Raw genomic sequence first — 24,673 nt, 5'->3', positions numbered from 1 at the left:
TACCAGAGAATAAACTCTGGCATCTGAAACCACGCTCATTCTCTTATCTCTCAGTAATTAAACTGCAGGATTTAGCACCTTGTTATTCATAATTTAGATTATGAATACTGGTTGCTGGGCATCAAAGGGCCAGTCCCTCCGCCGCTCGCGATAAGATATTAAAATCTATTAAATTTTAAAATTAATTATATATCCTACGAGTTACATAGTCAAGGAAATTTATAAAATAGTTTTAAAAAGTATTGATTGATTTATCCGATGGCTCATTGTTGAATAGATATAATTACAGAAAGTAAAATGAAAAGCGATATGAAACAGATAACCTAGATAAACTAATAAAATTTATAGAAGAATTAAGTATGCCTCAGGAGTGATGATATAATTAGTTTATATGATTTTAATGATAAAGTAAGTTATAAATATATTAGAAAGACGTAGAGGAAATTAATATTCCAATTCTACGTTTTTTTATATTTTCATCTGTTTTTCTAAAAGATACTTTTGACACGTTAGTTAAGATAGTTTCTATAAGAAAGAAGATTAGATATTTAAAAGTATATGTTAATATGAACAATATATAGTATAAAATAAGGGGATATTTAAATATGAAAATGAATAAGCGTAATAGAGTTAACTATGGAATCTTAATTATAATTGTAGTTTTACTTGGTATAGGTTCAAGAAAATTTGGATATATACTTCCAAGATTTATTGCTAGCTATTTAGGGGATACTCTTTGGGGATTGATGATATTTTTGGTAATTGGGTTTTTATGTAATAACTTAAATACTGATATTGTTGCTATCTCTTCCTTAATATTTTGCTTTTTTATAGAATTTAGTCAGTTATATCACTCGGCTTTTATAGATAGCATAAGATCAACTGTAATAGGCGGACTAATTTTAGGCTTTGGGTTTTTGTGGAGCGATCTAATTTGTTATAGTCTTGGAATTATAATAGGGGTTTTAATTGAAAAAGGTCTTATTATAACTAAATAAGACCCATGTATACTATAAGGTTATTGATGGGTCTTTATTTTAATTTATATAAAGAAAAGCATGTAATATATTTAACATATATAAGGGAAAATTACTTTGACTAATCCCGACCAAAGTAGTATGATATAAACATATAATATCATAGTAACTTACTGGATTAACTTATGATATTTAGAATGTTAATAAGGAGATGAAAATAGTGACAGAAAGACTTTTGGATATAAAAGACCTTCATGCTTCAGTGGATGATAAAGAGATATTAAAGGGTGTTAACCTAACTGTAAATAAAGGAGAAGTTCACGTTATTATGGGACCAAATGGTGCAGGGAAATCGACGCTTGCATATACTTTGATGAACCACCCTAAATATACTGTGACAAAGGGAGATATAATATTAGACGGGGAAAATATAAATGATCTAAAGACAAATGAAAGAGCTAAAAAGGGCTTGTTTTTATCCTTTCAGCATCCAGAAGAGATACCTGGAGTTACTGTACAAAACTTTCTAAGAACATCTAAGGCTGCTATAACAGGAGCACCGTTAAAGATGATGAGTTTTAGAAAAGCACTTAAAGAAAAGATGGAACTTTTAGAAATTGGAGAAGATTATGCTAGCAGATACCTAAATGTAGGATTCTCTGGTGGTGAAAAGAAGAAAAATGAGATACTTCAAATGTCAATTTTAGAGCCTAAACTTGCAATATTAGATGAAACAGATTCTGGCCTTGATGTTGATGCTATAAAGGTAGTAGCAGAGGGAGTAAATAATCTTAAAAGTGAGGATAGGTCAATAATAGTTATAACTCATCATAATAAGATACTCGATTATTTAAATCCAGATTTTGTTCACATTTTAGTTAATGGAAAGATAGTAAAAACTGGAGATATGAGCTTAGCTAGAGATATAGAAACTAATGGTTATGAATCTTATAAAGACCATGTAGTTGTGTAGGATGGTGAGATAATAAATGGATAGAAAGAAAACTTATGTAGAAGATGTAGATAGAGGTATATATGATGTTAAAAACGAAGTTAGATATAGCTATAAATCTAAAAGTGGTTTAACATCAGATATTATAAAAGATATGTCAAAGGAAAAAAATGAGCCACAATGGATGACAGATTTTAGACTAAGATCTTTAGAAATTTATAATCAATTAAAGGTTCCTACTTGGGGTCCGGATTTAAGCGGCTTAGATATAGATAATATTATTACCTATATAAAGCCAGATACAGATATGAAATCAGATTGGAGTGAGATTCCAGAAGATATAAAAAAGACCTTCGACTTATTAGGAATACCAGCTGCTGAAAAGGAATCTTTAGCTGGGGTAGGAGCACAATATGACTCAGAGGTTGTATATCATAGTATAAAAGAAGATCTTGTAAAACAAGGTGTAGTATATACGGATATGGAAAGTGCAGTTAAGGACTACGAAGATATAGTTAGAGAGTACTTTATGAAATGTGTACCTCCAAATGATCATAAGTTTGCAGCACTTCATGGAGCTGTCTGGTCTGGTGGATCCTTTGTATACGTTCCAGAAGGAGTTGAAGTAGATATACCACTTCAATCTTACTTTAGACTTAATGCTCCTGGAGCAGGGCAATTTGAACATACATTAATAATAGTTGAAAAGGGAGCAAAACTTCATTTTATAGAAGGCTGTTCCGCACCAAAGTATTCTGTTAACAATCTTCATGCGGGGTGTGTAGAACTTTTTGTAAAGGAAGGGGCTACACTTAGATATAGTACTATTGAAAATTGGTCAAGGAATATGTATAACTTAAATACTAAAAGAGCCATAGTAGAAAAAGATGGTACTATAGAATGGATATCTGGATCCTTTGGATCAAAAGTATCTATGCTATATCCTATGAGTGTTTTAAAAGGTGAAAGAGCTAAATGTGAATTTACAGGCATAACATTTGCTGGAAGAGATCAACACTTAGATACTGGATGTAAAGTAGTGCACGCAGCACCATATACTTCTTCTAATATAAATTCTAAGTCTATATCAAAAGATGGAGGAATTGCTATATATAGAGGGGCAGTAAAAGTAACAAAAAATGCTCATCACTCTAAGTCTACAGTATCTTGTGAGTCCTTGATGTTAGATAATATATCGGCATCAGATACTATACCTGTAATAGATATAATGAATGATGAAGTAGATCTAGGACATGAGGCTAAGATTGGTAGAATAAGTGATGAGGCTATATTTTATCTAATGAGCAGAGGTCTTAGTGAAGAAGAGGCAAAGGCCATGATAGTTAGAGGGTTTGTTGAACCTATAGCAAAAGAATTACCACTAGAGTATGCAGTAGAAATGAATAACCTTATAAAATTAGAATTAGAAGGGGTTATAGGATAGGGGATGAGAAGATGTTAATGAAAGTTAATGAAATGAATAGATTACCAGTTATAACTTGGAGATGGCTTAAAGTTAATGAATTAAATCTTAGTGAACTCAATATACCAGAGATAAAAAGGTATGATAAAAGGATTTTAAAAACTTCTTCTCATGGTAACATTTTAATAAAAGATGAGGTTGAAGTATCGGACTTTAATCAAAGCGAAGAAAAGGGTACAGAATACGGAGTATCAGAAGAAGTAATAAAGATAGCTAAAAAGTATTCAAATACAGGTGTTTCCATTCATGCACCTAAAAGTGAAGTTTATAAAGATCCAATTAGAATAGAATATATAATGGATGAAGATAACTTTGCAGTACTAGATAACAATATTATAGTTGCAGAAGAAAATAGTGAAATAACCGTGGTGATGGAGTACAAGACTGAAGGAGAAGTTCAGGCACTTCACAATGGTATAACCAAAATATATGCAAAAAAGGGATCAAAGGTAAATCTTATAAAAGTTCAATCAATGAATGATAAGTCACACCATTTTGATTCTAATGTTGGATTTATAAGTTATGGAGCTGAAATAAATTATGTATCTGTAGAACTTGGAGGTAAGGTTAGTGTAACAAATTATGTTAATGATCTTCAGGAAGATACAAGTAAATCAGATTTAAAGTCTATATATCTAGTAGATCAAGATAGGATAGTAGATCTTAGCTATAAGATGAATCATATTGGTAGATGGACAAATAGCAACATAGAAACAAGAGGAGTCCTAAAAGACAATGGTAAGAAGACATTTAGAGGAACTTTAGATTTTAAAAAGGGATCATCTAGGTCAAAAGGTTCTGAAGAGGATATTGCATTACTTCTAGATCCTACAGTAAAATCTTATGCCATACCTTTACTTTTATGTGATGAAGATGATGTTCAAGGTGCTCATGCAGCTAGTGCTGGCAAGGTTGATTCAGATAAACTCTTTTATCTTATGAGTAGAGGGTTTTCTGAAAAGGAAGCAAAACTTTTAATAGTTCAAGGCTCTTTTAAACATATAATAGATGAGGTTCCAGTTGAAGATATAAGAAGACAAATTGAAGAAAAGATTCAAGGAAGGTTAATTAATGAATAATATTAATTTTTTGAAGATTGAAAAAATAAGAGAAGACTTTCCCATTTTATCGAAAGATGTAAATGGGCATCAACTTGTATATTTAGATAATGGAGCAACAACTCAAAGACCAAATGTAGTAGTTAAAGCAGTAAAGGATTATTATGAAGGCTCAAATGCAAACCCTCATAGGGGGGCTCATGCACTTAGTATAAAGTCTACTGATATATATGAAGGGGCAAGAGAAAAGGTAAGAAAGTTTATTAATGCTAAAAGTACATCAGAGGTTATATTTACTAAAAATAGTACTGAAGCTTTAAATTTATTGGCTAATTCTTATGGGTTGAACTTTTTAGAAGAGGGAGATGAAATTCTTATATCTATTGCTGAGCATCACAGTAATTTAATACCCTGGCAGCAAATAGCAAAGATAAAGTCATTAAAGCTTAAATATGTTTATGTGAATGATGAAGGAAGAATTGAAAAAGAAAAGTTAGAAGAAGCGTTAAATAAGAATACAAAGATAGTTTCTATAGCGCATATGAATAATAGCCTAGGTGTAATAAATGATATAGAATATATAATAGAAAAGGCTCATGATGTTGGGGCTATAGCTATAGTGGATGGAGCTCAAAGCGTACCTCACATGGGGGTTGATGTTCAAAAGATTGATGCTGACTTTTTGGTGTTCTCAGGACATAAGATGCTAGGACCTATGGGTATAGGTGTTTTGTATGGTAAAGAAGAAATCTTACAAAAGATGCCTCCGTTTTTATTTGGAGGAGATATGATAGAATATGTATCTGAAGCAGAAACTAGCTTTGCAGAGCTTCCTTATAAATTTGAAGCAGGAACTCAAAATGTAGAAGGAGCAGCAGGACTTAGTGCAGCTATAGATTACATAGAAGATCTTGGATTTGATTTTATTAAGTCTGTGGAGGAAGATCTAACAATGTACGCTCTACAGGAGTTAAAAAAGATACCCTATATAGATATATATGGTCCATTAGATACTGCTAATAGGGGTGGAATAATATCTTTCAATGTTAAAGATGTGCACCCACATGATGTAGCTACCATACTTGATAGTCATGGAGTAGCTATAAGAGCAGGGCATCATTGTGCTCAGCCTTTTATGAAATATATGAGTTTAAATTCTACTTGTAGGATTAGCTTTTATTTTTATAATACAAGAGAAGAGATTGATATATTTATAGAAGCTATTAAAAGTGTAAGGAAGTGGTTAGGATATGGATCTTAATGAATTATATACAGAACTTATATCAGAACATAATCAAAATAAAGAAAATAAAAGACATATAGAAAATCCAGACCATGTAGAACTTGGACATAACCCAAGTTGTGGTGATGAGATATCCCTAGAGTTAAAATTTAATGGAGATATAATAAAAGATGCTGCGTTTACAGGTCATGGTTGTGCTATATCTCAGGCATCTACATCTATAATGATAGATTTAATTAAGGGCAAGAAAAAGGAAGAAGCTTTAAAGCTAGTAGATATGTTCTTATCTATGATAAAAAAGGATATAAAAGATGATAATGAACTTGAAGAATTAGAAGATGCGATAGCCTTTAAAAACATTTCTAATATGCCAGCAAGGGTTAAGTGTGCAGTTCTTTCTTGGCATACACTTAAAGAATCTATAAATGAATAAAAGATATAAGGTAATAAATCACCCTTTAGTTAAATAAGATATACTAAAGGGTGATTTATTAATTTAAAGTACAAGTTATCTAAATATATTAAAAACTGAATAGAAAACTATTGAAATTTGCAAAGGTTTACAGTAGAATATAAAGAAGAACAAAATATTTAAGGCAGAGAATATGAGCCGTTTAAAATAAAGACAACCTTTGTTTTAGTAGGCTTTTTATTTTTTTACATTATTTACAAGATGGAAGGGTGGATGTAACATGGGCAAATATGTAATGGCATTAGATCAAGGAACAACAAGTTCAAGATGTATACTTTTTAATGAAAAGGGGCTTATAGTAGGTTCTGCTCAAAAGGAATTTAAACAAATTTATCCTAAAGGCGGATGGGTAGAACATGATCCAATGGAAATTTGGTCTTCACAATTTTCAGTGGCAATAGAAGCCATAGCTAAAATAGGTGCAGATTCAACAGATATATCATCTATAGGTATTACAAATCAAAGAGAAACTACTGTTGTATGGGACAAGAGAACAGGAATACCTGTTTATAATGCTATAGTATGGCAATGCAGAAGAACAGCTGAGTATTGCGATGAATTGAAAGTTCAAGGTTATGACAAAATGATTAAAGAGAAGACAGGCCTATTGTTGGATGCATACTTCTCTGGAACAAAGGTAAGATGGATATTAGAAAATGTAGAAGGTGCTAGAGAGAAAGCAGAGAATGGTCATTTATTATTTGGGACTATAGATTCTTGGCTTATATGGAACTTAACTAAGGGTAAGGTACATGTTACTGATTATTCAAATGCTTCTAGAACATTATTATTTAACATACATGAATTAAAATGGGATGAAGAATTATTAGAATTATTTAATATACCAAAAGAAATGCTTCCAGAAGTAAAACCATCAAGTTTTGTTTATGGAAAGACAGATAAGGTATTATTTGGTCATGAGATACCAATTGCAGGTGTAGCAGGAGACCAACAAGCAGCATTGTTTGGACAAATGTGTCATGAACCAGGGACTGCTAAGAATACTTATGGAACAGGTTGTTTCTTACTTATGAATACAGGGGACAAGGCTGTTGAGTCTAAGAACGGTCTATTAACAACTATTGCCTGGGGAGTAGATGATAAGGTTGAATATGCATTAGAAGGAAGCATATTTGTTGCTGGAGCAGCAATACAATGGCTAAGAGATGAGATGAGAATGTTAAAAACTTCAGCAGATTCAGAGGAATATGCAAATGAGGTAGAAGATACTGATGGTGTATATTTAGTACCTGCTTTTGTTGGACTTGGAGCTCCTTACTGGGATCCTTATGCAAGAGGAACTGTTGTTGGACTTACAAGAGCTACTAAAAAGGAGCATTTCGTAAGAGCTACATTAGAATCTTTAGCATATCAAACTCATGATGTATTAAAGGCAATGCAAGAAGATTCAGGAATAGAACTTAAAGCTCTAAAGGTAGATGGAGGAGCATGTGGAAATGATTTCTTAATGCAATTCCAATCAGATATTTTAAATGTACAAGTAGATAGACCAGAGGTAATAGAAACCACAGCTCTTGGGGCCGCTTATTTAGCAGGACTTGCTGTTGGTTACTGGAAAGATAAAGAAGAGATAGCTAGAAACTGGGCTATATCAAAGTCGTTTACTCCTTGTATGGAAGAAGAGAAAAGAGTGGAGTTATTAGATGGATGGCATGAAGCTGTTAAAAGATCAATGAATTGGGTTAAATAATAAGACTTAATTAAAAAGGATTTTTCCATAAGACAAAATAAATAATCTTAAAAGGGGGATATTTAAATGTCGACATTTATGGCTGAATTATTGGGGACTATGATCTTAATTTTACTAGGTGATGGGGTTGTTGCGAATACTGTGCTTAAAAAGTCAAAAGGTGAGAGTTCAGGATGGATTGTAATAGCAACGGGCTGGGCATTAGCTGTTGCTATCCCAGTATATATATTTGGACCTACAAGCGGAGCACACTTTAACCCAGCAGTAACTATTGGACTTGCATCCATAGGGAAATTTGCTTGGTCAGAGGTTCCAATGTATATAATAGCTCAAATAATTGGAGCGTTTATTGGAGCAATTTTAGTATGGCTTGCTTACCTTCCACACTGGGAAATTACTGATGATAAGGCTGGAAAGCTTGCGGTATTCTCTACAGGACCAGCTGTTCGTAACACTAAAGCTAACTTAGTAACTGAAATTATAGGAACATTCTTTTTAGTATTTGCTATACTTGGAATCGCAAATACTAAGATGGTAGATGGACTTGCACCTTTAATTGTTGGACTTATAGTTTTTGCTGCAGGATTATCATTAGGAGGGCCAACAGGTTATGCTATTAACCCAGCAAGAGATCTTGGACCACGTATAGCACATGCGATATTACCTATAAAAGGTAAGGGTGATTCAGACTGGGGATATGCTTGGATACCAGTTGTAGGACCTATAATTGGAGGAATCATCGCAGCATTTTTCTTTAATATAATATTTTAATATTATTACTGTTTAAAAGGGGCTGTCTCAAAATAAAAAGTTTGAGACAGTCCTTTTTAGTGTATAATTTACTTATGAAAAAAAACAAATTAACACATAAAAGTTATAACAATAATTACGAGAATTATCAATTGATTTTTCCAATAGAAACAGGGATTTTAATTCCTGAAGATGATTCAGTAAGACTTCTAAGCCAAATAATGGAGGAATTAGACTACACAATATTGATGAAGGCGTACTTTCAGAAAGGGAGAAATCAAGAAGTTTTACCTAAAAATCTTTTTAAAATATTAGTTTATGCATACATGAACAATATTTATCCCAGTAGAAAAATAGAGAAAGCATGTCAAAGGGATATTAACTTTATGTGGTTAATTCAGGGCCATAATACCATAGCTAGGTTTAGAACAAAAAGACTTATAAATATTATTGATAATCCATTTTCTCAATTTGTCACAAAACTTCAAGAACTAGGTGAAGTTGAATACAAGGTAACTATTCAGCTGTAGCAATTTAATTTTTAATAAGTATAATTTTAGGTATGACAAATAAGGGTATCAACTCAACTAATATCCTTAAAGATATATTAGTTATACTAAGGTCGGATCAATGATATTTGAAGTAAACACTGATTTTATACAAGTTAAAGTATTTAAGCTATTCTTTCGAATAGTGGATACATATCCACGAATTCTAGTAAATGCTTTTGCACCATCTTTACTCCTAAATGTACCAGAGATTTTTTGTTTAACCTTAGTCATTCGCAAATCACGTTCTGCAAGATTATTATCAAAAGGTATATCAAAGTCATACATAAAAGCAAGTATTTGATTTTTGTAGCCGCTTAATCTATTTAATAAATTAAGTCTAGTGCTTTTCTTTGCTTTCTTTTCGGAGTATGATTCTATATTTATAATATAATCTTCATTGAATCCATCTTCTAATATTTGAGCATATCTATTTTCAAAGGCTTCGATTTTATCTAAGGTTAAAGCATTGGCTGTATTCCAAGATAAATCTACTTCTTTTTTTATTTATATTAATAGGTTTTTCATTGGTTCTGCCCACTTTTGTTTTTCTAACTCAGATCTACCATTTAATTCTCTTAATATATGAGCATTGCATAAAGCATGGTCACAATTAGAGTATTGGTGGTATGTTTTCCAGCAATCATGGACTGCGGTTCCATTAAAGTTAGATAGAATATTTATAGCATCAACAGCCTCTTTGCCACGTTCTTGATGTGCTTCATAATAAGTATATTTATTATTTGAAGCAACATGTAACCATTGACGCTTTTTATCTATAGATATTCCTGTTTCATCAAAGTGTATAGCACCTTGAGAATTAATTATTGAGTTTTTTATATTTTCTTCAACAGATTTCAAATTTTCATGGCAGTAATCATTAAAATTAATCATTGTGCCTTGGCTTAAATTTATGCCAAACATATCGGAAAGTAATTCGGTACCACGTTTATATGGAATCAATCATAAAACAAGATTATGTATTTCAATCTATAATAAATCTTAAGCAGTTACCAGATTATTCTACTTTTTCATTAAGAGCTAAATGTCTAGAAAAACATATATATTATGGCATTTATGCTATGTTTGTTGAACTTATCAATCCTGAAACTAGATTATGTGCAATAGATGGAACTGCTTTAATAAGTTCAAAATATGATAGCGAAGCTAAATACGGCAAGGTTACTCGCCTTTGCTACTACAAAGGTTATAAATTACACTGTATTGCAACAATTACCGATATTATAATGCCTTTAGTTTTTGATTTAACAACAGCTAATGTTTATGATAATCAAGTTTTGGATTTATTATATGAATCTAAAACGTATAATTCATTTTTAATAATTGCAGATGCCGCTTATGATGATAAAAAGTGGTTTGGCATTGTTAATGAAATAGATATAAATTTATTAACTGATGTAAATATGCGTAGATCTAAAAATATTGAGTCATTTGTTGATGTTAGATATGAAAATGCTTTATTTATTCAATCCCCAATAGAAATAAGATTATATAAAAACAGATTAAAAATAGAGCAATTATTTTCTGTTTTAAAAGGATTATATAACTTAGAAAACCCACGACTTTATGGTAAAATTCGATATGAACGCTACATCAAATGGGTCTTATTATTATATTTAATAGATGAATTTAATAAAAAACAGCAAGGAATAAAGACTAGAAAATATCCTTGGAATGTATAATTTAAAAGATATTTTCTAGATAGGATATCTGGAAAAATTAGTTATTCAATAACCTGCATTTGTAAGTTCCCCCCCATTGATGTGTTTTTATTATCTTTCAAACTGTAATATTTTTACAAATGGGGGGCTTTATTTTTATAGAATTCTCTTAGCTTGATGGCTATGCGGCTGTATCCGATATTTGTAAAAAAACCATATGAAAATAATTGACATTTATGTAAAGTTGCGTTATGATATTGTTAGATTATTCTTTATATTGAAATTTTAGCTTAAAGCCATAAAAACAATATTTGTTTCTTAACCGAGCATCGGTATAAGAAAGATCAAGGTTCCAGAAGTGGTCGATGATATCCCAAGTAGGGTGAGCGATCACATTAGGATTCGGATAATATTTGCGAAGATTAGTAACAACAAAGTTTTAAGAGATGGGACAAGCAGTATTAACAAGTTGCATAGAATCTCCTCCTATCCAAAAATATATTATAAATAAGAGCGCGCAGCGCCGCATTTTTCGAATACTTTATCAAGTGTTATTGGTAAAAAGGGGGGGTTTATAAAAAGAAATCTAGAAGCCAGTAAAAACAAGGCTTAAAGATTTCGAGAAATTATATAAATGAAAGGTGGATGGTATAAAATGAAGAACAGTCAAGATGTAGTACAAGCAGAGCAAGTCACTTGGCTTGAAGAAGTACAAGACCAATCATTCGATGATGATGTATTTGGTGCATGTACCACAAATACATTTTCCCTCAGCGACTATTGGGGAAATGATGGTGGTTGGTGTAGTATTAGTCATGAATGCATGGCATGGTGTAAGTAATCAATTAGTGAATATTAGGAGGTAAGAAAAATGAAAATGGATAATGAAAATGAACTTGAACTTGGGAAATATTTGGAATCAGATATGATTGAACTGACAAATGATGAAGTTGCTGGTGGCGGAACTCCACTTGTCGTCCTTTCAGTAATAAGTGCATATATTTCAAATAATACATGTCCATCAACTGTTTGCACGAGAGCTTGTTAGAAAGTGGAGGATTATTATGATCACATACATGAAGAAACTTTATCCTGAACTTATGCATTCGGATTTTGAGGAATATATTACCCCACTTCTAGATAGTGTAAGTTGTTTACCCGTGTATTGTTCAGACTATATAAAGAATGCAGAACTCAACGAAAATCAAGAATTGTATCCATATCACAATCCTTGCATGATAATTGCGAGAAATATATGGGATAGCGTCTGGAATACTGAGCTTAACAAATACATTCTTGACTTACAAGCCTTCAGAAAAGATAGTTGCGAGCTTCTCTCGCAACTAGCATTTTCATATTTAATAAGGTGTTTTGCTGAACACATTAAGACAATACCAGGGCATTATGGAAGTCCAGGAGATATTTATAAGTACTATACTCATGAGTTAATGAGTTCGGGGTTTAGAGAATTCTCAAGTACTTATGCAGTTGCTTGGGGAAGATGCAACAATTTATTGAAGAATAAAATGAATGCAATCAAAGATGCTGTAAGATTGACGCAAGAACATCGTTCGGAATTAGAGGCGGAATTCGACATATCGCATGCCAGCCTTATTGTTTCGATGAAGGCAGATGGAGACACACATAACAATGGATCTGCTGTAACAATTATTACCTTCGAATGTGGTAAAAAAGTGGTTTTAAAGCCACGTTCGGTTTCGGGCGAGCTTGCGTATGCAAATCTTGTCCATGAACTTAACAGTTTTATTCATCCCAAAATGCTCTCACTAAGAGTTATTGATTATGGCAACTATGGCTTTACGTCATTTATTGAGAGTGAAAATAAGGAGTGCGATATGTTTCAGGCTGGTAGATTGGCGTGTTTAATGTATTTTCTAAATGCTACAGATATGCATTGTAGCAATATATTATGGACAAATGAAGGTCCGTTGCCCATAGACCTTGAAACTTTATTTCATCCCCCACGTGTTCGTAAGGGAATTCCCGAGTCAAAAAAGAGCGCCTATCGTGCTTTAGAAACATCAGTCTACGGTACAGGCGTACTCCCAATAATCTTAAGCTCAAAAACAAATAGTGGCTCAGTAGATGTTGGTTTCACTGGTACCCGTGATGAAAACAGTGAGATCCCTTTCAAGATTTTTAATATTATTGATGGTTTTTCCTCAAACATCAAAGTCGTATGGAAGAAGCAGAACATTGATAACAAGCTATCGAGAGACAAGGAATTAGAGTCTTTTGTATATTCGAGATGTGACCAAATAGTTGATGGTTTTGCTGATTTATTTAAGCAAATGTTTAGACAAAAAGATAGGTTTGTCAAGGCAGTGCTTGAATCCTTCCGTAATGTGAAACTTCGATATATACATAATATGACATATAGATATGAACAACTTTTGAGATGTTTAGTTGATGCGGAACCCTCAAAAAACATAGATATTGCACATGCTTTATTGACGCGTATTGGAATATTGGGTACATCAAGTGATCCAAATATAACTATATCCGAATGTAGACAGCTATGGAATGGAGATGTACCATATTTCTCCATAAGGTTTGATAGTACGGAATTATTTAGCGAAGATAAAATTATCTCTAAAGTTGCATTAAGCCCCAAATCAGAGTTCCTTTCGAAGATGGAACGCCTAATCGAAAGAGATTTGACTAGACAAATTGAGTTAATACGACTAGCTTTCTTAGCCAAATTGGAAGATCCACATGCTGAGGGTAAGCTAGATTTTGAAGAAATGAGTGCTGTTGAATCTAAAAATTTTCAAATGGAAGATTTGAGTACACTCAATAACACACAGACTTCTAATCTAAAAGAAATAATTAGGTGGTTTTCAAACTCATTGATTGAGTCAATTTTTGATGACCGGTATAATCATTTGCCGAAAACCTGGATAGGACCGGTTGTGCGTTTTGGGAATTCAGGTTGGACACCTGGTGTCTTAGGGTACGATCTGTATGCTGGTAGGGTTGGGTCTGCTCTTGCATTGGCGGCAGCAGGTAGAGTTTTATCCGATGAAAAGGCAATAGAAGTAGCTTCCGAAGTATTTGAAAGGTCAGTACAAATACTTGAATCAAAAACATTTGAACTTCGCAATGTTCTTATGTCAGGAATTGGCGCATTTTCTGGTGTTTCAGGATTACTATGGGCATTATGTGCAGCAAGCGACTTAACAGGGAACAAACGATGGTGAGAAGTGGCTGTTAATTCTTGGTCATTATTACCTAACCCTTTGACAGTGAAGGATACAGAGTTTTTTGACATGATTATGGGACCAAGCGCTTCAATCATTATGAGATATCGCACACAAAAGGATTGGATATTAGACCAAGATGCCATTAATCAGTGTGTTTCATTAGCATATACAAAAATCAATTCTAATAACTTTAAGACAACATCAGGATTGGCTCATGGATTTGCTCATATGCTGTGGTTTTTTGCCTCGATCGCTCAAAGACAGACTTCCAGAGAAATTGAGGAGCTAATTTTAGAGATTGATTCGATTATCAGGAATAAATACACTAATGATGATGGATTCATACAGATATACTGTGGAGGCATCAATAAAGTATCATCTTCTTGGTGTAATGGCTTATCGGGTTTGCTAATAGCATATTATGAAGCTTACAAAGCCAATTGTCTACCTCAGGAATCCGTAATAAATTTAATAAATCAGCTTAAACTAATTCCGCTTTCTTGTATCCCAATTATCTGCCATGGCAGCTTAGGAATAGTTGAAGCACTTCAGTATGTGGGACAATCTTTTCCAAATCAAACATCTGAAATTCTATCCAAACTGGATACTAATTTTTGTTCTCCGGAATACATTTTTAACTACTTCAAAAATGGAAAAGGCCGTTATCCGTTAAGCCCCGGATTGATGGCTGGGAAAGCTGGTGCTTTGTTGCATCTTTGCCGATCTCTTGATCCGACAATTAAAGCTTCCCCCCTAACTCTAGGTAATTAATTATGGCAATACGGAAAAGAAGGCTTAAGCCGACTTTGCAGTTAGCTCAAACTGAGTGTGGATTATGTTGTGTTAGAACAATCTTGGAGGCTTATGATTATCAAGTTTCACTAACAGAGCTCAGACAAGTTAGAGAACCTGGCAGAGATGGTCTTGGATTGCAACAAATAAAAGATCTGCTTTCGCATTTTAAAACAGATGCAAAAACTTATCGTATTAAAGATATAAAGGCTTTCACAATAATTAACTTTCCAGTTATAGCTTACTGGAAAGAATCCCATTACATTTGTGTTGAATCTTATAACGAACGAGAAGTAGTTATCATGGATCCATCAGTAGGAAGGATGACAATATCTCAAGCAGAGTTCATAAAGAACTTTAGCGGGTATATAGTTGATGCAAGGCCCAGAAAGGATTTTGAAAAACTTCGAATTAGCAGACTTTCTCGTTGGAAGAAAAGGTTTATTTGGCCATCTCAGATGAGAGGACTCTACTTAAAGGTAGCTTTAGCTAGTATTGCTTTAGTTGGAATTACACTTGCAGTGCCAGTACTTACTCAACATTTTATTGACTATGGTTTCGATAACTCTATATCTTTTATAGCGACACTTGGAGCGCTCATCATCGCAACTATTGTTATGATAGGAGTTACTTTTCTAAGAATTCAAGTCTCTATAAAGATGATTTATCGATTTAGCTGGCATCTCCTGAGTGGTGCGTTTACGAGAGTGTTGACACTTCCAGCAAAATATTTTACGGTACGTGCCCCAGGAGAAATTGTTTATCGACTTAATTCTCTTACTAGGATACAAGATGTACTAGGAACAAGACTTATACAAGCTTTTCTTGATTTGGTAAGTGGTGTTGCAATATTGTGCTATGTCTTTTGGACCTCACCGCTACTTGGATTTGTCGTCTTACTTTTTACTTTGACTACTTTAGCATTTCTCATTATTGCTCAACCTTTTGTGAGCTCGGCAACAGATATAGAACTACATGAAGGAAGTAAGTCGCAAAGTATACAACTAGATGCTATTGTTTCAATAAACAGTGTAAAGTTAGGTGGATATGTTCAATCTTATATAAATGACTGGGAGATATGCTTCAAAAAAGTGTTGAATGCTGTAAGTCGCAGAATGCGCATCCAGCAAGGAATAATAGGATCCACATTGTCGGGAATACAAGTGTTTTCACCGCTTTTCATTCTCGTTATAAGTTTGTATATGGCGGAAAAGGGTATAATTACACTTGGACAATCAATAGCGATTCAATCAGTTGTATCACTATTATTCTCTTTTGCCAATTCGGTGTTTTCAGTATTAGTCGATAGTCTTGTAGCGGTTCGTTATATCGAACTAGCTGAAGATATATTTGAATATCCTATTGAACGCTCTAATGGCACTTCGCTTGAAATGCCTTCTGGGGCAGTAACCATTGAAAACGTCACTTTCAAGTATACTCCGGACAGCGTTCCGGCTGTCAATAACGTCACTCTAGATATTGCTGATGGTGAGACTATTGCTCTTGTTGGTCTATCCGGGTCAGGAAAAACCACTTTAGGAAAACTAATAAGTAGCTTATTTGAGCCTACCAGTGGACACATATACTTTGGTGGCATTGAGTATAATGATTACAATCTTGATTTATTACGAGAATCTATTAGCTATATTCCACAAGAGGCATACTTGCACAATCGAACAATAATGGAGAACCTCAGACTTGGATGTAAGCGTACTGACAGCGAAATTCGTGCCTTTTGTGACTCACTTTCATTTTTGAATTTCATAAATAGTTTCCCTATGGGTTATAATACCATGATTTCAGAAATGGGAGCCAACCTCTCAGGTGGTCAAAGGCAACGTATTGTAGTTGCAAGGGTTTTGCTTCAAGCTCCAAAACTACTAATAATGGACGAAGCGACTTCATCACTTGATAACATTTCACAATCACAAGTATATGAAGAATTGGCGAGACTTAAATGCACAAAAATTGTCATAGCGCATAGGTTCGCGACAGTTCTCAATGCTAATCGTATTGTTGTTCTGCAAAACGGTTGTATTGCACAGCTTGGAGTTCACGAAGAATTAGTCGCGACAGAGGGACTGTATGCGAAACTATTTAATACAGAACTTAAAAGGAGTTAATAACTATGAATTTAATTGTACAAAAATTAGTTGATGCTGTAGAAAACGTTTTTTCTGAAGAAATAAGCAATGCTCATGACAAGGCAAAAAAACGACTTTCCAGGCAAAACATAGTGTCATATGATGAGGAGATAATCACAGATGTTTTACGTAAACTATTGGAGTATCATGTTTGGAGACTCTGTCAAAAAACATTTGTATATGAGTTCCATAAATATGGTAGGAGTTTGCCACTACCCGCTGATCTCTCGTCGTCAGAAGCGTTTGATTTATATGTCAACTTAATTGATAAGAATCTGATAAAAAAATGGTTTTCACAATATGACTGCTTGAGCAAAATGGTAACACAGTCGGTAAAAAACACCTGTGCTTATATTGAAGAAGCATGTGGTAATTTCAGTCAAGATATAATATTACTTTGCGATCACCATTTGGTTGATAGAGGCTCAAAACTACAGACTATATCTCCACTTGATTCTGATCCGCATAATGGTTCAAAAGTCGTTCTTTGCTTTGAGTTTGAACCTTCAAAAAAGGTTATATACAAACCTCGATCATTAGAACTTGATATTATAATAAATAGTATTTTTACCGATATTCTAAAGTTTGATGCTTTACCACTAATGTCACCAGTTGCTCCAACAGTTAATAAAGGAGAATATGGATGGCAAGGTTTTGTACAACAATCACCAATAGAGCAAACGGAGGCTTGTGAGGCCTATTACAACTTAGGCCTATGTGCAGCGGTATTCAGCTGTCTTGGGGCAACAGACTTACATGATGAAAATGTTATTTTTAAAGGAACATCGCCATATTTTGTTGATTTAGAGACTAGTCTAAGACCAGCATTTTATCGACCGAGTAATTCGCTTCATGAGCTAATGGAGGATGCTCTCTTTAGTTCTGTTGTAGCCACATCAATACTCCCGGCTAAACTCCCAACAATCCCACATCAAATATTAATTGGTGCTATTAATACTCCATATCCACAAGAAACTAACGAAAAGATATTTACTATTAAAAATCTTGGTACTGATGCCATTGATATAGCTAAAGAAAAGATCAATATTACTCGACCCTCTTTGCCAATCAAATTAGTCGGTGATCAATTGATTGACCCACTTCCATTCCAACCTCATTTTCTTGATGGATATACTGAGGGATATAAGAAGATAGTAAGTAAAAGAAAGGAAGTTTGCTCTATGTTATCAGATATTCAGTGCTTGGTTAGAGTAATTGTACGACCAACAGTTCAATATGCATTCATCCTTGATGCGTGCCTATTCCCTGAAAATCTAATTGATGATACAGCAATAAATCAAATACTTAATTACTTGAAGCCATCTAAATTAGTTAGAAATGCAGAAATAGCCAACAATATACTCATGGAGGAGTTAAGTTCTATAAAGAATGGAGACATTCCTTATTTCTATATAAAGGCAAATGATACGTGCATGTGTTCTGGAAAGTTTGTCTCAAATAGTGTATTCGATATATCTCCGGCAAATAATGCAATCAATTCGTTAGAAAAACTCTCAGAAGAAAGATTGACACTTGACAAGCGATTAATTGCGGAAAGTTATTCTGAAATTAGGATACACGAAGCAAAATATACAAAGGTGAACGATTTGGGTTATCAATCACCGTTTTTTTCCAGAATGCTGAGACAGGTAACAAAAGACAACCCATACCCATTAATTGATCTGATACAAGCTTTAGCAATTACTACTGAAACAGAAAAAGCCGAGACAGGATGGTTGGGTGGAGTATATGGAGATTGTGCCATATCTTATGATTCTACTAATTTTATTTCCTTGCATGATACGGGAGGTACTTTATTCCTATTTGAGCGTCTCGCTGAATATGGAAAGGCTCAAAATCGAGATATTTATTTCAAGCTTTTTGAGCAATCAAAACGAGGTCTAACATCATTATCTGATGAACTATCAACACAATTTTCTCAGTCAATATCAGTAATTTCAGGAGCCAGTTCATTCGATTATATATTTAATCACAAGAAGGGTCGCTTGGAAAAAACGGAACAAGTTATAGCGAGTATTCAATCAGAGAATATCCCACTTGGCGATGTATACATGGGGCCAATGGGTATTGGTCTCTTGTTGGCAACGTTCCCTGATACGTCAAGCAATATATTAGAAATAATTGATAGTATGTTTTCTAAGGCCACAGCTTTTGAATTTTCTAAATATGGAATAGCACACGGAAATCTGGGGGCAATATGGGCACAGTTTAGATTGTCATACGCACTAAAAAATGTGGAGAAATCCACAGGGCTTTTCAAAGAAACTATGCAATACTCTTCAAATCCAACAGGTTGGTGCAATGGAAATGCCGGTTTGTTAATGGTGCTATCTGAAATGGCAAGTATATTAAATGAAAAACCGAATCTTTATGAAGTAGCTAACAAAGCAACATTACTACCAAAAACCGGACCTATAGATTTATCTATTTGTCACGGAGCTGCTGGGGTGCTACAATCTCTGTTATTCACATACGCTACTTCAGGAGAACAATGGTATCTATCTCTAGCAAATCAATATTGGGAAAACGTGTTGGAACTAGCTAATAAAAATGGATTTTATACTGGTGAGAAAAATAGAGACTACCTTCTGGGATATTTTCTTGGGTGGAGTGGTGTAGCCGAAGCTGCTCTCTTATTACAAATTTTTAATAGCGGCAACTTATCTTGGTTTCCATTAAATCTAAGTTCAAATGCGTATCAACAAATGTTATTTAGGAGGGACAACACATGCAGTGTTTAGTAGCAATTAATCCAAACAAGAAAGAGTCAATAGACTATAAAGATTTAGGCACAGTTGAGTTTGGCCCAGTACAAGTAGTACTTGGAGCGGTAGAACTAGAACAATCTGCTTTCGATTCTGAAGAGCCTAATAATCGTGAGTATGTACTTCTAAGGGTAAATGCTTTTTCATGCAATTACCGTGACAAATCCTTGTTGCTAGCAAATTACGATCAAATTAAAAACTCAGATCGTTTGTTTGTTCCTTTTGGTTCAGAATTTAGTGCGGATGTCATTGCCATCGGCGCGGATGTATGTGATTTTCAAGTTGGAGATCGAGTTATGTCTAACTGTTCATACCCTGAGAGTGGAATGAAGGGAGTATTGCCTGGTGTGGCTACGAATTTTGCATCATTAGGGTGGTTGCGTCTTCATAGTAAAAAATTAATAAAAGTATCAAAAACATTAAGCAATATAGAGGCTGCATGTTTTTCATTGGGATCTCAAACTGCTTCAGGTATGATAAGGAGATCAGGGATACTTGTTGACGGCGGGACTCCGTTAGTACTTAGTGCGCGATCAGCAACATCACTATTCATTATTCAGCAATTAATCTCTTATGGCTTTAACCCACTTTGTCTCTCAACAACTGATTGGAATGAATCGGAAATGCAAAGAATATATCCTGCACGTGTAGAACGGATTGGCAACAATATTGCACTAAATGACGTTTTCAGACATAAGTTTACGCACGCATTCGATCCATTTTTTGATATGAATGTTGGTCATGCATTAAAGTACATTAAAACCGGTGGCACTTATATCACTTGTGGAATGCGGGATCAGCACCCATTGCTATCGATCGATACACCAAATAACGCAGAGCCTATAGTCAGGGGTGCTTTAGCTCAAAGCATAGTAAAAAACGTATCATTATTAGGAAATTGTTTGGGATCAACAGAGGATTTAGAAAGAGCTATAAGACTTCAGAGTAGAACGGGGATAGGGCCAATCATTGATCAAGAGTATAAACTAATCCAAGGCAGAGATTTTATACGACGTTCTTTTTTTAATTTTAGCCGATTTGGAAAATGTGTTTTAGTTTATGAAAACTAGTTATAGATAATGGAAGTGGGGGGAGAGCATGATAAAAAAGATTGTTTTATTAGTAGTATCAGTAGGAGTTGGTTCGTTTGTAAAAGAAATATTGGAAAAGACAGAGATAAACGTTTGGCTTGCTAGGGGCATTGGCGGTCTGGTTACTGTGATTATAGCGTTGCTTTTGTACTATTTATGGATAAAAAAATCTTAAAGATATTTTTCCTTGTATATGCTAAACAGGCGTTCACTTAGAACTTACATTTTGTAACATGTATACCACGTTTTGGTCGCGCACAGCGACATCATCTACATGCAGCAGGACGTTGGCAGGTCGGCATTACCTTGACTGCATGACAAAACAATGCTCCGACATCACTGCCGATAGGGAGGAAACTCAGGGACAGATAGTACATTACGTTTCGCCGAAGCATTTTAGCATTGTAAATAAAATTTTAAAAGATTAATATGGGCGTCAAACTTGACACTACCATTAATAGGGAGGAGAAAAAATGATTGAAATATTTCACCTAACAAAGAAGTATAAGTCACTTGTTGCAATCAATGATGTATCGTTTTCGATAAAACCAGGAACAATTACTGGATTCGTAGGTCCAAATGGGGCAGGAAAGTCTACTACCTTACGCTGCATTGTGGGGTTGACAACGCCGACTTCTGGGACTACTACTGTCTTTGGGACTAAATATAATAACCTAAAAAATCCGAGTCGTTCGATTGGAGTTGTACTAGATGCCTCGAGTCTTCATCCTGGCCGCAGCGGTTACTCAACGCTCAAGATAGCTTCAACCATCAATGGAGTTCCAGACTCTCGGATAGAACAGGTTCTTGAAGAATGCGGATTGACGCCACTTGAAGGCAAAAGAAAAATTAAATCATATTCGCTTGGTATGCGTCAGAGACTATGTATAGCTCAAGCATTATTGGCAAATCCAAAGATACTTATTCTTGATGAGCCAGTGAATGGACTTGATCCTCATGGTATTCGCTGGATTCGGTCTATACTTAGAAAGTTCGTTGATGATGGGGGAACAGTACTTTTAAGTTCTCATTTATTATCCGAGGTTCAAAAGATTGCCGACCATGTTGTGATGATTTGCGGAGGAAAGATTCTTGCTGACAAGCCATTGAAAGAATTACTTGCAGAGGGCAACGACTTGGAAGAAATTTATATTAAATACACTGAACAATTTTATAGAAGAGGTGCTTATGAAAACTGATATATTATTAAATAAAGACACTAATTGTATACGCTTATCCAGTATTGTTAAAGCAGAGGCCAGAAAAGCAACAGACACACAAGTTGCAAAGATCATTATTGGGACAACGGCTTTTTTAACATTAGCTATGTTTATAGTAAGTATTTTTAGATTCAAAAATGCCGCCTCATGGACAGATCCATTTATCGCAATATCTAGCCCGGCTTCTACGCTATTGGCCATAATATTCATATTGCTTATTTGCGAAGAATGGACACGAGGCACTGCAGTAGTTACATACACTTTTGTTCCACAAAGAAATAAAGTAATTCTAGCAAAGTTTATTATCCTACTTGTTTTTTTTCTTGGAACTATAATTACTCTATATGCACTTTCTGCGATAGCGTCGATAATAGCAAGCGGAATCTACTCTTATTCTATTTCTTGGTCTGAACCCATATACTCTGTAGTTCTTTTGGCGTTACCTTTACTTGTTAATATGCTATTTGGTTTCTCCATGGCTATGGCCACTCAAGAAATTACAATCGCAATCGGCTTGTATTTTGTTGTGCCTCCAATAACGGTAATTGTATCTCAATTACCAGTTATCGGATCGTATTTGAAGTGGTTTTCGCTTGAACACTCTTCTTCGCTATTTATTGCCGGTGCTACAGGTGTTTCAGGTACACAATACATTTGTTCGATACTTATCTGGATTGTAGTACCGTGTATAATTGGTAGCTTTCGTAATATGAAACGTGATTTGAACTAGATTCTGTAAGTGCTTCAAAAGATGATATTTAGCAATACGTCCACCATGGTGTTAAGATGGGGATATCATTTTTTGAGGCACTTCTTATAGCTATAAATTAACCTGCATTCATCGGGCAATTCAGTTGACCTGGCAGGAACTGATCTAGAATTTCTAGTTGGTTATTGAATTCTTTGTTTGGTATCCCATATAGAAGGCATTCTAACCCCATAACAGTCTTCGACAGTTTCTAACGAGCATGTTAATATAAGATTATAAGATGAAGGTTAGAAATATGGCAAGAAGAAAGTTTACATTAGATGATAAAATAAAGATTATTGAAGAATTAAATAATGGGTTTACTCATGCTCAGGTTTGCAAGAAGTATGAATTATCCTCATCAACACTATCCACCTTTAAGCGACAGCTTGATATAATTAATGCGACAGAACCAAAAGATTATCAACCAAGTGTTAAGGAAAGAGCCTTAGAAGAAGAAAATCGTAAACTGAAGGAACTCGTTGGTAAGAAAGAATTAGAACTTGATATGCTTCAGGATTTATTAAAAAAAAAGAATTACCTACGGTAGAAGACAAACTAGTTTTAGCTAAAGAATATACTCAAAAGGGACTTAAAATATCTAGAGCATGTATGTTGCTTCAAATATCAAGATCAGCTTTTTATCCAAAGAAAAAAGTAATAAAAAATGATGATGATTCAAATTCTAAAGTAGGCAGACCCTTCCCTGGATTTTCATATGGGATAAACAATTGTATTGTGGATGATTCTGTCATTGAAACTCTTTTACATAAAGCGTGTAAAAAGACTCCATTTTATGGTTATAAAAAAATCACTCAAATTATCCGCCGAAATCATGGGCTACATATAAATGCTAAAAAGGTATACAGATTAGCTAATAAGATAGGATTGCTTCTACCATATGTAAAACATACTAAACAAGGTCATCTTGCCGTTGCAAGAAACATAACAGCTATAAATCAGCTATGGCAAATAGATATAAAATATGTTAAAGCATTAAATGGGCAATTTATAATGCTCACAGATATTATTGATGTTTGTTCTAGAAAAATTGTGGGGAGAGAAATAACTAAAACTGCCACCACTGATGATGCAATTACTGCAATAAAAAGGGTACTCATAGAGAATGGAGCTACCTCAAATCTAATTCTCTATGAGTGATAATGGTCCACAATTTACTTCCGTTAAATTTGAACATTTATATAAGGTTAACAATATATATCATGAGCGTATTCCTGTAAATTCACCTAACTATAATGCACATATAGAATCTTTTAATTCCTTACTTTCTAAGGCATGTATAGCTTGGAATGAAATTAAAAACTTCACTGATGGATACAGACTTATTTATGGATATATAAAATTCTATAATGAAGAAAGAATCCATGGGAGCTTAAGCTATATAATTCCAAATCAATTTATAAGGGAATCTATAAATTAGTTAGCATTCGTTAGGAAATGTCCAGAATAGGGTGAGCAATCCGCATGCCTCTATCTTTGTACCATCAATAAATATAGAATCTCCTAATATTTCTCCAATCTCGTAAAGAAAATTTGTCATTTCAGCCATAATTGTTTCTGAACAGGGAGCAAAGTGAAGACTACGAAACCTTGCAAAGGTAGAATGATCTGGTACTTGTGACCCTTCTAAAAGGTACATAAAATTCACATCTCTTTTGCAGGAGGTTTCCATTTCCCTAGAAGAATAGCTATGATTCATGTAAGAATAAAGTACAATCTTCAACATCTGACGAGGCGTAGCCTGATTTCCCCTTAATCGGGAATAAGTCAA

Annotated in this window: 23 protein-coding genes, 2 pseudogenes and 1 riboswitch; of the genes and pseudogenes, 22 read left to right on the top strand and 3 right to left on the bottom strand. The window is 34.2% G+C overall.

All coding sequences use genetic code 11. From position 1 onward, the window contains the following. Positions 1–40: 40 nt before the first annotated feature. Positions 41–157: riboswitch (SAM riboswitch) on the bottom strand. A 448-nt stretch (positions 158–605) separates the two neighbouring features. The 9 genes from DY168_RS14235 to DY168_RS14195 all read left to right on the top strand — a co-directional run bounded on the left by DY168_RS14235 (position 606) and on the right by DY168_RS14195 (position 9,176). After that, positions 606–998, top strand: coding sequence for a ribosomal maturation YjgA family protein (locus tag DY168_RS14235; RefSeq protein WP_423237240.1), 393 nt, complete (start codon positions 606–608; stop codon positions 996–998). A 199-nt stretch (positions 999–1,197) separates the two neighbouring features. Then, positions 1,198–1,950, top strand: a complete 753-nt coding sequence (gene sufC / locus DY168_RS14230) for a Fe-S cluster assembly ATPase SufC (RefSeq protein WP_172556371.1) — start codon at positions 1,198–1,200, stop codon at positions 1,948–1,950. 16 nt (positions 1,951–1,966) lie between these two features. Next, entirely contained in the window at positions 1,967–3,373 is a 1,407-nt protein-coding gene (gene sufB, locus DY168_RS14225; RefSeq protein WP_115642324.1) for a Fe-S cluster assembly protein SufB, read from the top strand. Positions 3,374–3,384: 11 nt separating this feature from the next. After that, positions 3,385–4,491 carry a Fe-S cluster assembly protein SufD gene (sufD, locus tag DY168_RS14220; protein WP_115642323.1) on the top strand — a complete coding sequence of 369 codons (1,107 nt, stop codon included), beginning with the start codon at positions 3,385–3,387 and terminating at the stop codon, positions 4,489–4,491. Then, entirely contained in the window at positions 4,484–5,731 is a 1,248-nt protein-coding gene (locus DY168_RS14215) for a cysteine desulfurase (protein ID WP_115642322.1), read from the top strand. The genes sufD and DY168_RS14215 overlap by 8 nt, the downstream gene beginning before the upstream one ends. Next, the gene (gene sufU, locus DY168_RS14210; RefSeq protein WP_115642321.1) at positions 5,721–6,146 is read left to right on the top strand and encodes a Fe-S cluster assembly sulfur transfer protein SufU; all 426 of its coding nucleotides are present in this window, start codon (positions 5,721–5,723) and stop codon (positions 6,144–6,146) included. The genes DY168_RS14215 and sufU overlap by 11 nt, the downstream gene beginning before the upstream one ends. Before the next feature lie 259 nt (positions 6,147–6,405). Continuing rightward, complete coding sequence (gene glpK, locus DY168_RS14205; protein ID WP_115642320.1) at positions 6,406–7,896, top strand: glycerol kinase GlpK; 1,491 nt, start codon at positions 6,406–6,408, stop codon at positions 7,894–7,896. A gap of 66 nt (positions 7,897–7,962) precedes the next feature. Beyond that, on the top strand, positions 7,963–8,667 hold the full coding sequence (locus DY168_RS14200) for an MIP/aquaporin family protein (RefSeq protein ID WP_115642319.1): 705 nt from the start codon (positions 7,963–7,965) through the stop codon (positions 8,665–8,667). 131 nt (positions 8,668–8,798) lie between these two features. Beyond that, positions 8,799–9,176, top strand: coding sequence for a transposase (locus DY168_RS14195; RefSeq protein ID WP_172556370.1), 378 nt, complete (start codon positions 8,799–8,801; stop codon positions 9,174–9,176). Between the two features lie 81 nt (positions 9,177–9,257). Here DY168_RS14195 and DY168_RS15145 read toward each other — a convergent pair whose 3' ends face one another. Beyond that, entirely contained in the window at positions 9,258–9,428 is a 171-nt protein-coding gene (locus DY168_RS15145; protein WP_242984177.1) for a hypothetical protein, read from the bottom strand. A 3-nt stretch (positions 9,429–9,431) separates the two neighbouring features. Beyond that, positions 9,432–10,118 (bottom strand): annotated as a pseudogene (locus DY168_RS14190) (IS66 family transposase); the annotation flags it as partial. A gap of 29 nt (positions 10,119–10,147) precedes the next feature. Here DY168_RS14190 and DY168_RS14185 point away from each other — a divergent pair. From DY168_RS14185 to DY168_RS14130, 13 genes and pseudogenes are all read left to right on the top strand, one after another. Next, positions 10,148–10,897: a transposase gene (locus tag DY168_RS14185; RefSeq protein WP_242984138.1), complete on the top strand. Its 750-nt coding sequence runs from the start codon at positions 10,148–10,150 to the stop codon at positions 10,895–10,897. 634 nt (positions 10,898–11,531) lie between these two features. Then, entirely contained in the window at positions 11,532–11,717 is a 186-nt protein-coding gene (locus DY168_RS14180; RefSeq protein ID WP_115642317.1) for a plantaricin C family lantibiotic, read from the top strand. A 30-nt stretch (positions 11,718–11,747) separates the two neighbouring features. Next, positions 11,748–11,924: a class II lanthipeptide, LchA2/BrtA2 family gene (locus DY168_RS14765; protein ID WP_172556369.1), complete on the top strand. Its 177-nt coding sequence runs from the start codon at positions 11,748–11,750 to the stop codon at positions 11,922–11,924. Positions 11,925–11,940: 16 nt separating this feature from the next. Continuing rightward, a pseudogene (lanM, locus tag DY168_RS14175) lies at positions 11,941–14,871 on the top strand (type 2 lanthipeptide synthetase LanM). A gap of 2 nt (positions 14,872–14,873) precedes the next feature. Next, a complete protein-coding gene (locus tag DY168_RS14165; protein WP_115642314.1) occupies positions 14,874–17,015 on the top strand; it encodes a peptidase domain-containing ABC transporter in 2,142 nt (713 codons plus the stop codon). Positions 17,016–17,020: 5 nt separating this feature from the next. Then, positions 17,021–19,798: a type 2 lanthipeptide synthetase LanM gene (gene lanM, locus DY168_RS14160; RefSeq protein ID WP_115642313.1), complete on the top strand. Its 2,778-nt coding sequence runs from the start codon at positions 17,021–17,023 to the stop codon at positions 19,796–19,798. Next, positions 19,786–20,892, top strand: a complete 1,107-nt coding sequence (locus tag DY168_RS14155; RefSeq protein WP_115642312.1) for an MDR/zinc-dependent alcohol dehydrogenase-like family protein — start codon at positions 19,786–19,788, stop codon at positions 20,890–20,892. The genes lanM (DY168_RS14160) and DY168_RS14155 overlap by 13 nt, the downstream gene beginning before the upstream one ends. Positions 20,893–20,920: 28 nt before the next feature. Further along, the gene (locus tag DY168_RS14760) at positions 20,921–21,088 is read left to right on the top strand and encodes a hypothetical protein (RefSeq protein ID WP_172556368.1); all 168 of its coding nucleotides are present in this window, start codon (positions 20,921–20,923) and stop codon (positions 21,086–21,088) included. 298 nt (positions 21,089–21,386) lie between these two features. After that, positions 21,387–22,112 (top strand): ABC transporter ATP-binding protein, encoded by a 726-nt coding sequence (locus DY168_RS14150; protein ID WP_115642311.1) that lies wholly within the window; start codon positions 21,387–21,389, stop codon positions 22,110–22,112. Next, positions 22,102–22,863, top strand: coding sequence for a hypothetical protein (locus DY168_RS14145; protein ID WP_115642310.1), 762 nt, complete (start codon positions 22,102–22,104; stop codon positions 22,861–22,863). Before DY168_RS14150 ends, DY168_RS14145 begins: the two co-directional genes overlap by 11 nt. A gap of 274 nt (positions 22,864–23,137) precedes the next feature. Then, positions 23,138–23,431: a transposase gene (locus tag DY168_RS14140; RefSeq protein WP_115640008.1), complete on the top strand. Its 294-nt coding sequence runs from the start codon at positions 23,138–23,140 to the stop codon at positions 23,429–23,431. Positions 23,432–23,493: 62 nt separating this feature from the next. Next, positions 23,494–24,042: a DDE-type integrase/transposase/recombinase gene (locus tag DY168_RS14135; RefSeq protein ID WP_115642309.1), complete on the top strand. Its 549-nt coding sequence runs from the start codon at positions 23,494–23,496 to the stop codon at positions 24,040–24,042. Next, the gene (locus DY168_RS14130; protein ID WP_115642308.1) at positions 24,035–24,322 is read left to right on the top strand and encodes an integrase core domain-containing protein; all 288 of its coding nucleotides are present in this window, start codon (positions 24,035–24,037) and stop codon (positions 24,320–24,322) included. Before DY168_RS14135 ends, DY168_RS14130 begins: the two co-directional genes overlap by 8 nt. Here DY168_RS14130 and DY168_RS15300 read toward each other — a convergent pair whose 3' ends face one another. After that, positions 24,323–24,673, bottom strand: a complete 351-nt coding sequence (locus DY168_RS15300; protein WP_479723539.1) for a transposase — start codon at positions 24,671–24,673, stop codon at positions 24,323–24,325.

Origin of the sequence: Clostridium putrefaciens, from assembly GCF_900461105.1 — a bacterium.
Classification (GTDB): domain Bacteria; phylum Bacillota; class Clostridia; order Clostridiales; family Clostridiaceae; genus Clostridium_L; species Clostridium_L putrefaciens.
Note: the sequence above shows the minus strand (reverse complement) of the source record. Positions and strands in the feature narration are given on the sequence as shown.

What these genes read in the sequence shown, in the direction of transcription:
- DY168_RS14200 (WP_115642319.1), top strand. Translation starts at nt 7,963, where the DNA reads ATGTCGACATTTATGGCTGAATTATTGGGGACTATGATCTTAATTTTA.
- sufD (WP_115642323.1), top strand. Translation starts at nt 3,385, where the DNA reads ATGTTAATGAAAGTTAATGAAATGAATAGATTACCAGTTATAACTTGG.
- DY168_RS14155 (WP_115642312.1), top strand. Translation starts at nt 19,786, where the DNA reads ATGCAGTGTTTAGTAGCAATTAATCCAAACAAGAAAGAGTCAATAGAC.
- sufB (WP_115642324.1), top strand. Translation starts at nt 1,967, where the DNA reads ATGGATAGAAAGAAAACTTATGTAGAAGATGTAGATAGAGGTATATAT.
- DY168_RS14180 (WP_115642317.1), top strand. Translation starts at nt 11,532, where the DNA reads ATGAAGAACAGTCAAGATGTAGTACAAGCAGAGCAAGTCACTTGGCTT.
- DY168_RS14130 (WP_115642308.1), top strand. Translation starts at nt 24,035, where the DNA reads ATGAGTGATAATGGTCCACAATTTACTTCCGTTAAATTTGAACATTTA.
- sufU (WP_115642321.1), top strand. Translation starts at nt 5,721, where the DNA reads ATGGATCTTAATGAATTATATACAGAACTTATATCAGAACATAATCAA.
- DY168_RS14215 (WP_115642322.1), top strand. Translation starts at nt 4,484, where the DNA reads ATGAATAATATTAATTTTTTGAAGATTGAAAAAATAAGAGAAGACTTT.
- DY168_RS14235 (WP_423237240.1), top strand. Translation starts at nt 606, where the DNA reads ATGAAAATGAATAAGCGTAATAGAGTTAACTATGGAATCTTAATTATA.
- DY168_RS14165 (WP_115642314.1), top strand. Translation starts at nt 14,874, where the DNA reads ATGGCAATACGGAAAAGAAGGCTTAAGCCGACTTTGCAGTTAGCTCAA.
- DY168_RS14145 (WP_115642310.1), top strand. Translation starts at nt 22,102, where the DNA reads ATGAAAACTGATATATTATTAAATAAAGACACTAATTGTATACGCTTA.
- lanM (WP_115642313.1), top strand. Translation starts at nt 17,021, where the DNA reads ATGAATTTAATTGTACAAAAATTAGTTGATGCTGTAGAAAACGTTTTT.
- DY168_RS14765 (WP_172556369.1), top strand. Translation starts at nt 11,748, where the DNA reads ATGAAAATGGATAATGAAAATGAACTTGAACTTGGGAAATATTTGGAA.
- DY168_RS14140 (WP_115640008.1), top strand. Translation starts at nt 23,138, where the DNA reads ATGGCAAGAAGAAAGTTTACATTAGATGATAAAATAAAGATTATTGAA.
- DY168_RS14185 (WP_242984138.1), top strand. Translation starts at nt 10,148, where the DNA reads ATGGAATCAATCATAAAACAAGATTATGTATTTCAATCTATAATAAAT.
- DY168_RS15145 (WP_242984177.1), bottom strand. Translation starts at nt 9,428, where the DNA reads ATGACTAAGGTTAAACAAAAAATCTCTGGTACATTTAGGAGTAAAGAT.
- glpK (WP_115642320.1), top strand. Translation starts at nt 6,406, where the DNA reads ATGGGCAAATATGTAATGGCATTAGATCAAGGAACAACAAGTTCAAGA.
- DY168_RS14760 (WP_172556368.1), top strand. Translation starts at nt 20,921, where the DNA reads ATGATAAAAAAGATTGTTTTATTAGTAGTATCAGTAGGAGTTGGTTCG.
- DY168_RS14150 (WP_115642311.1), top strand. Translation starts at nt 21,387, where the DNA reads ATGATTGAAATATTTCACCTAACAAAGAAGTATAAGTCACTTGTTGCA.
- DY168_RS14135 (WP_115642309.1), top strand. Translation starts at nt 23,494, where the DNA reads ATGTTGCTTCAAATATCAAGATCAGCTTTTTATCCAAAGAAAAAAGTA.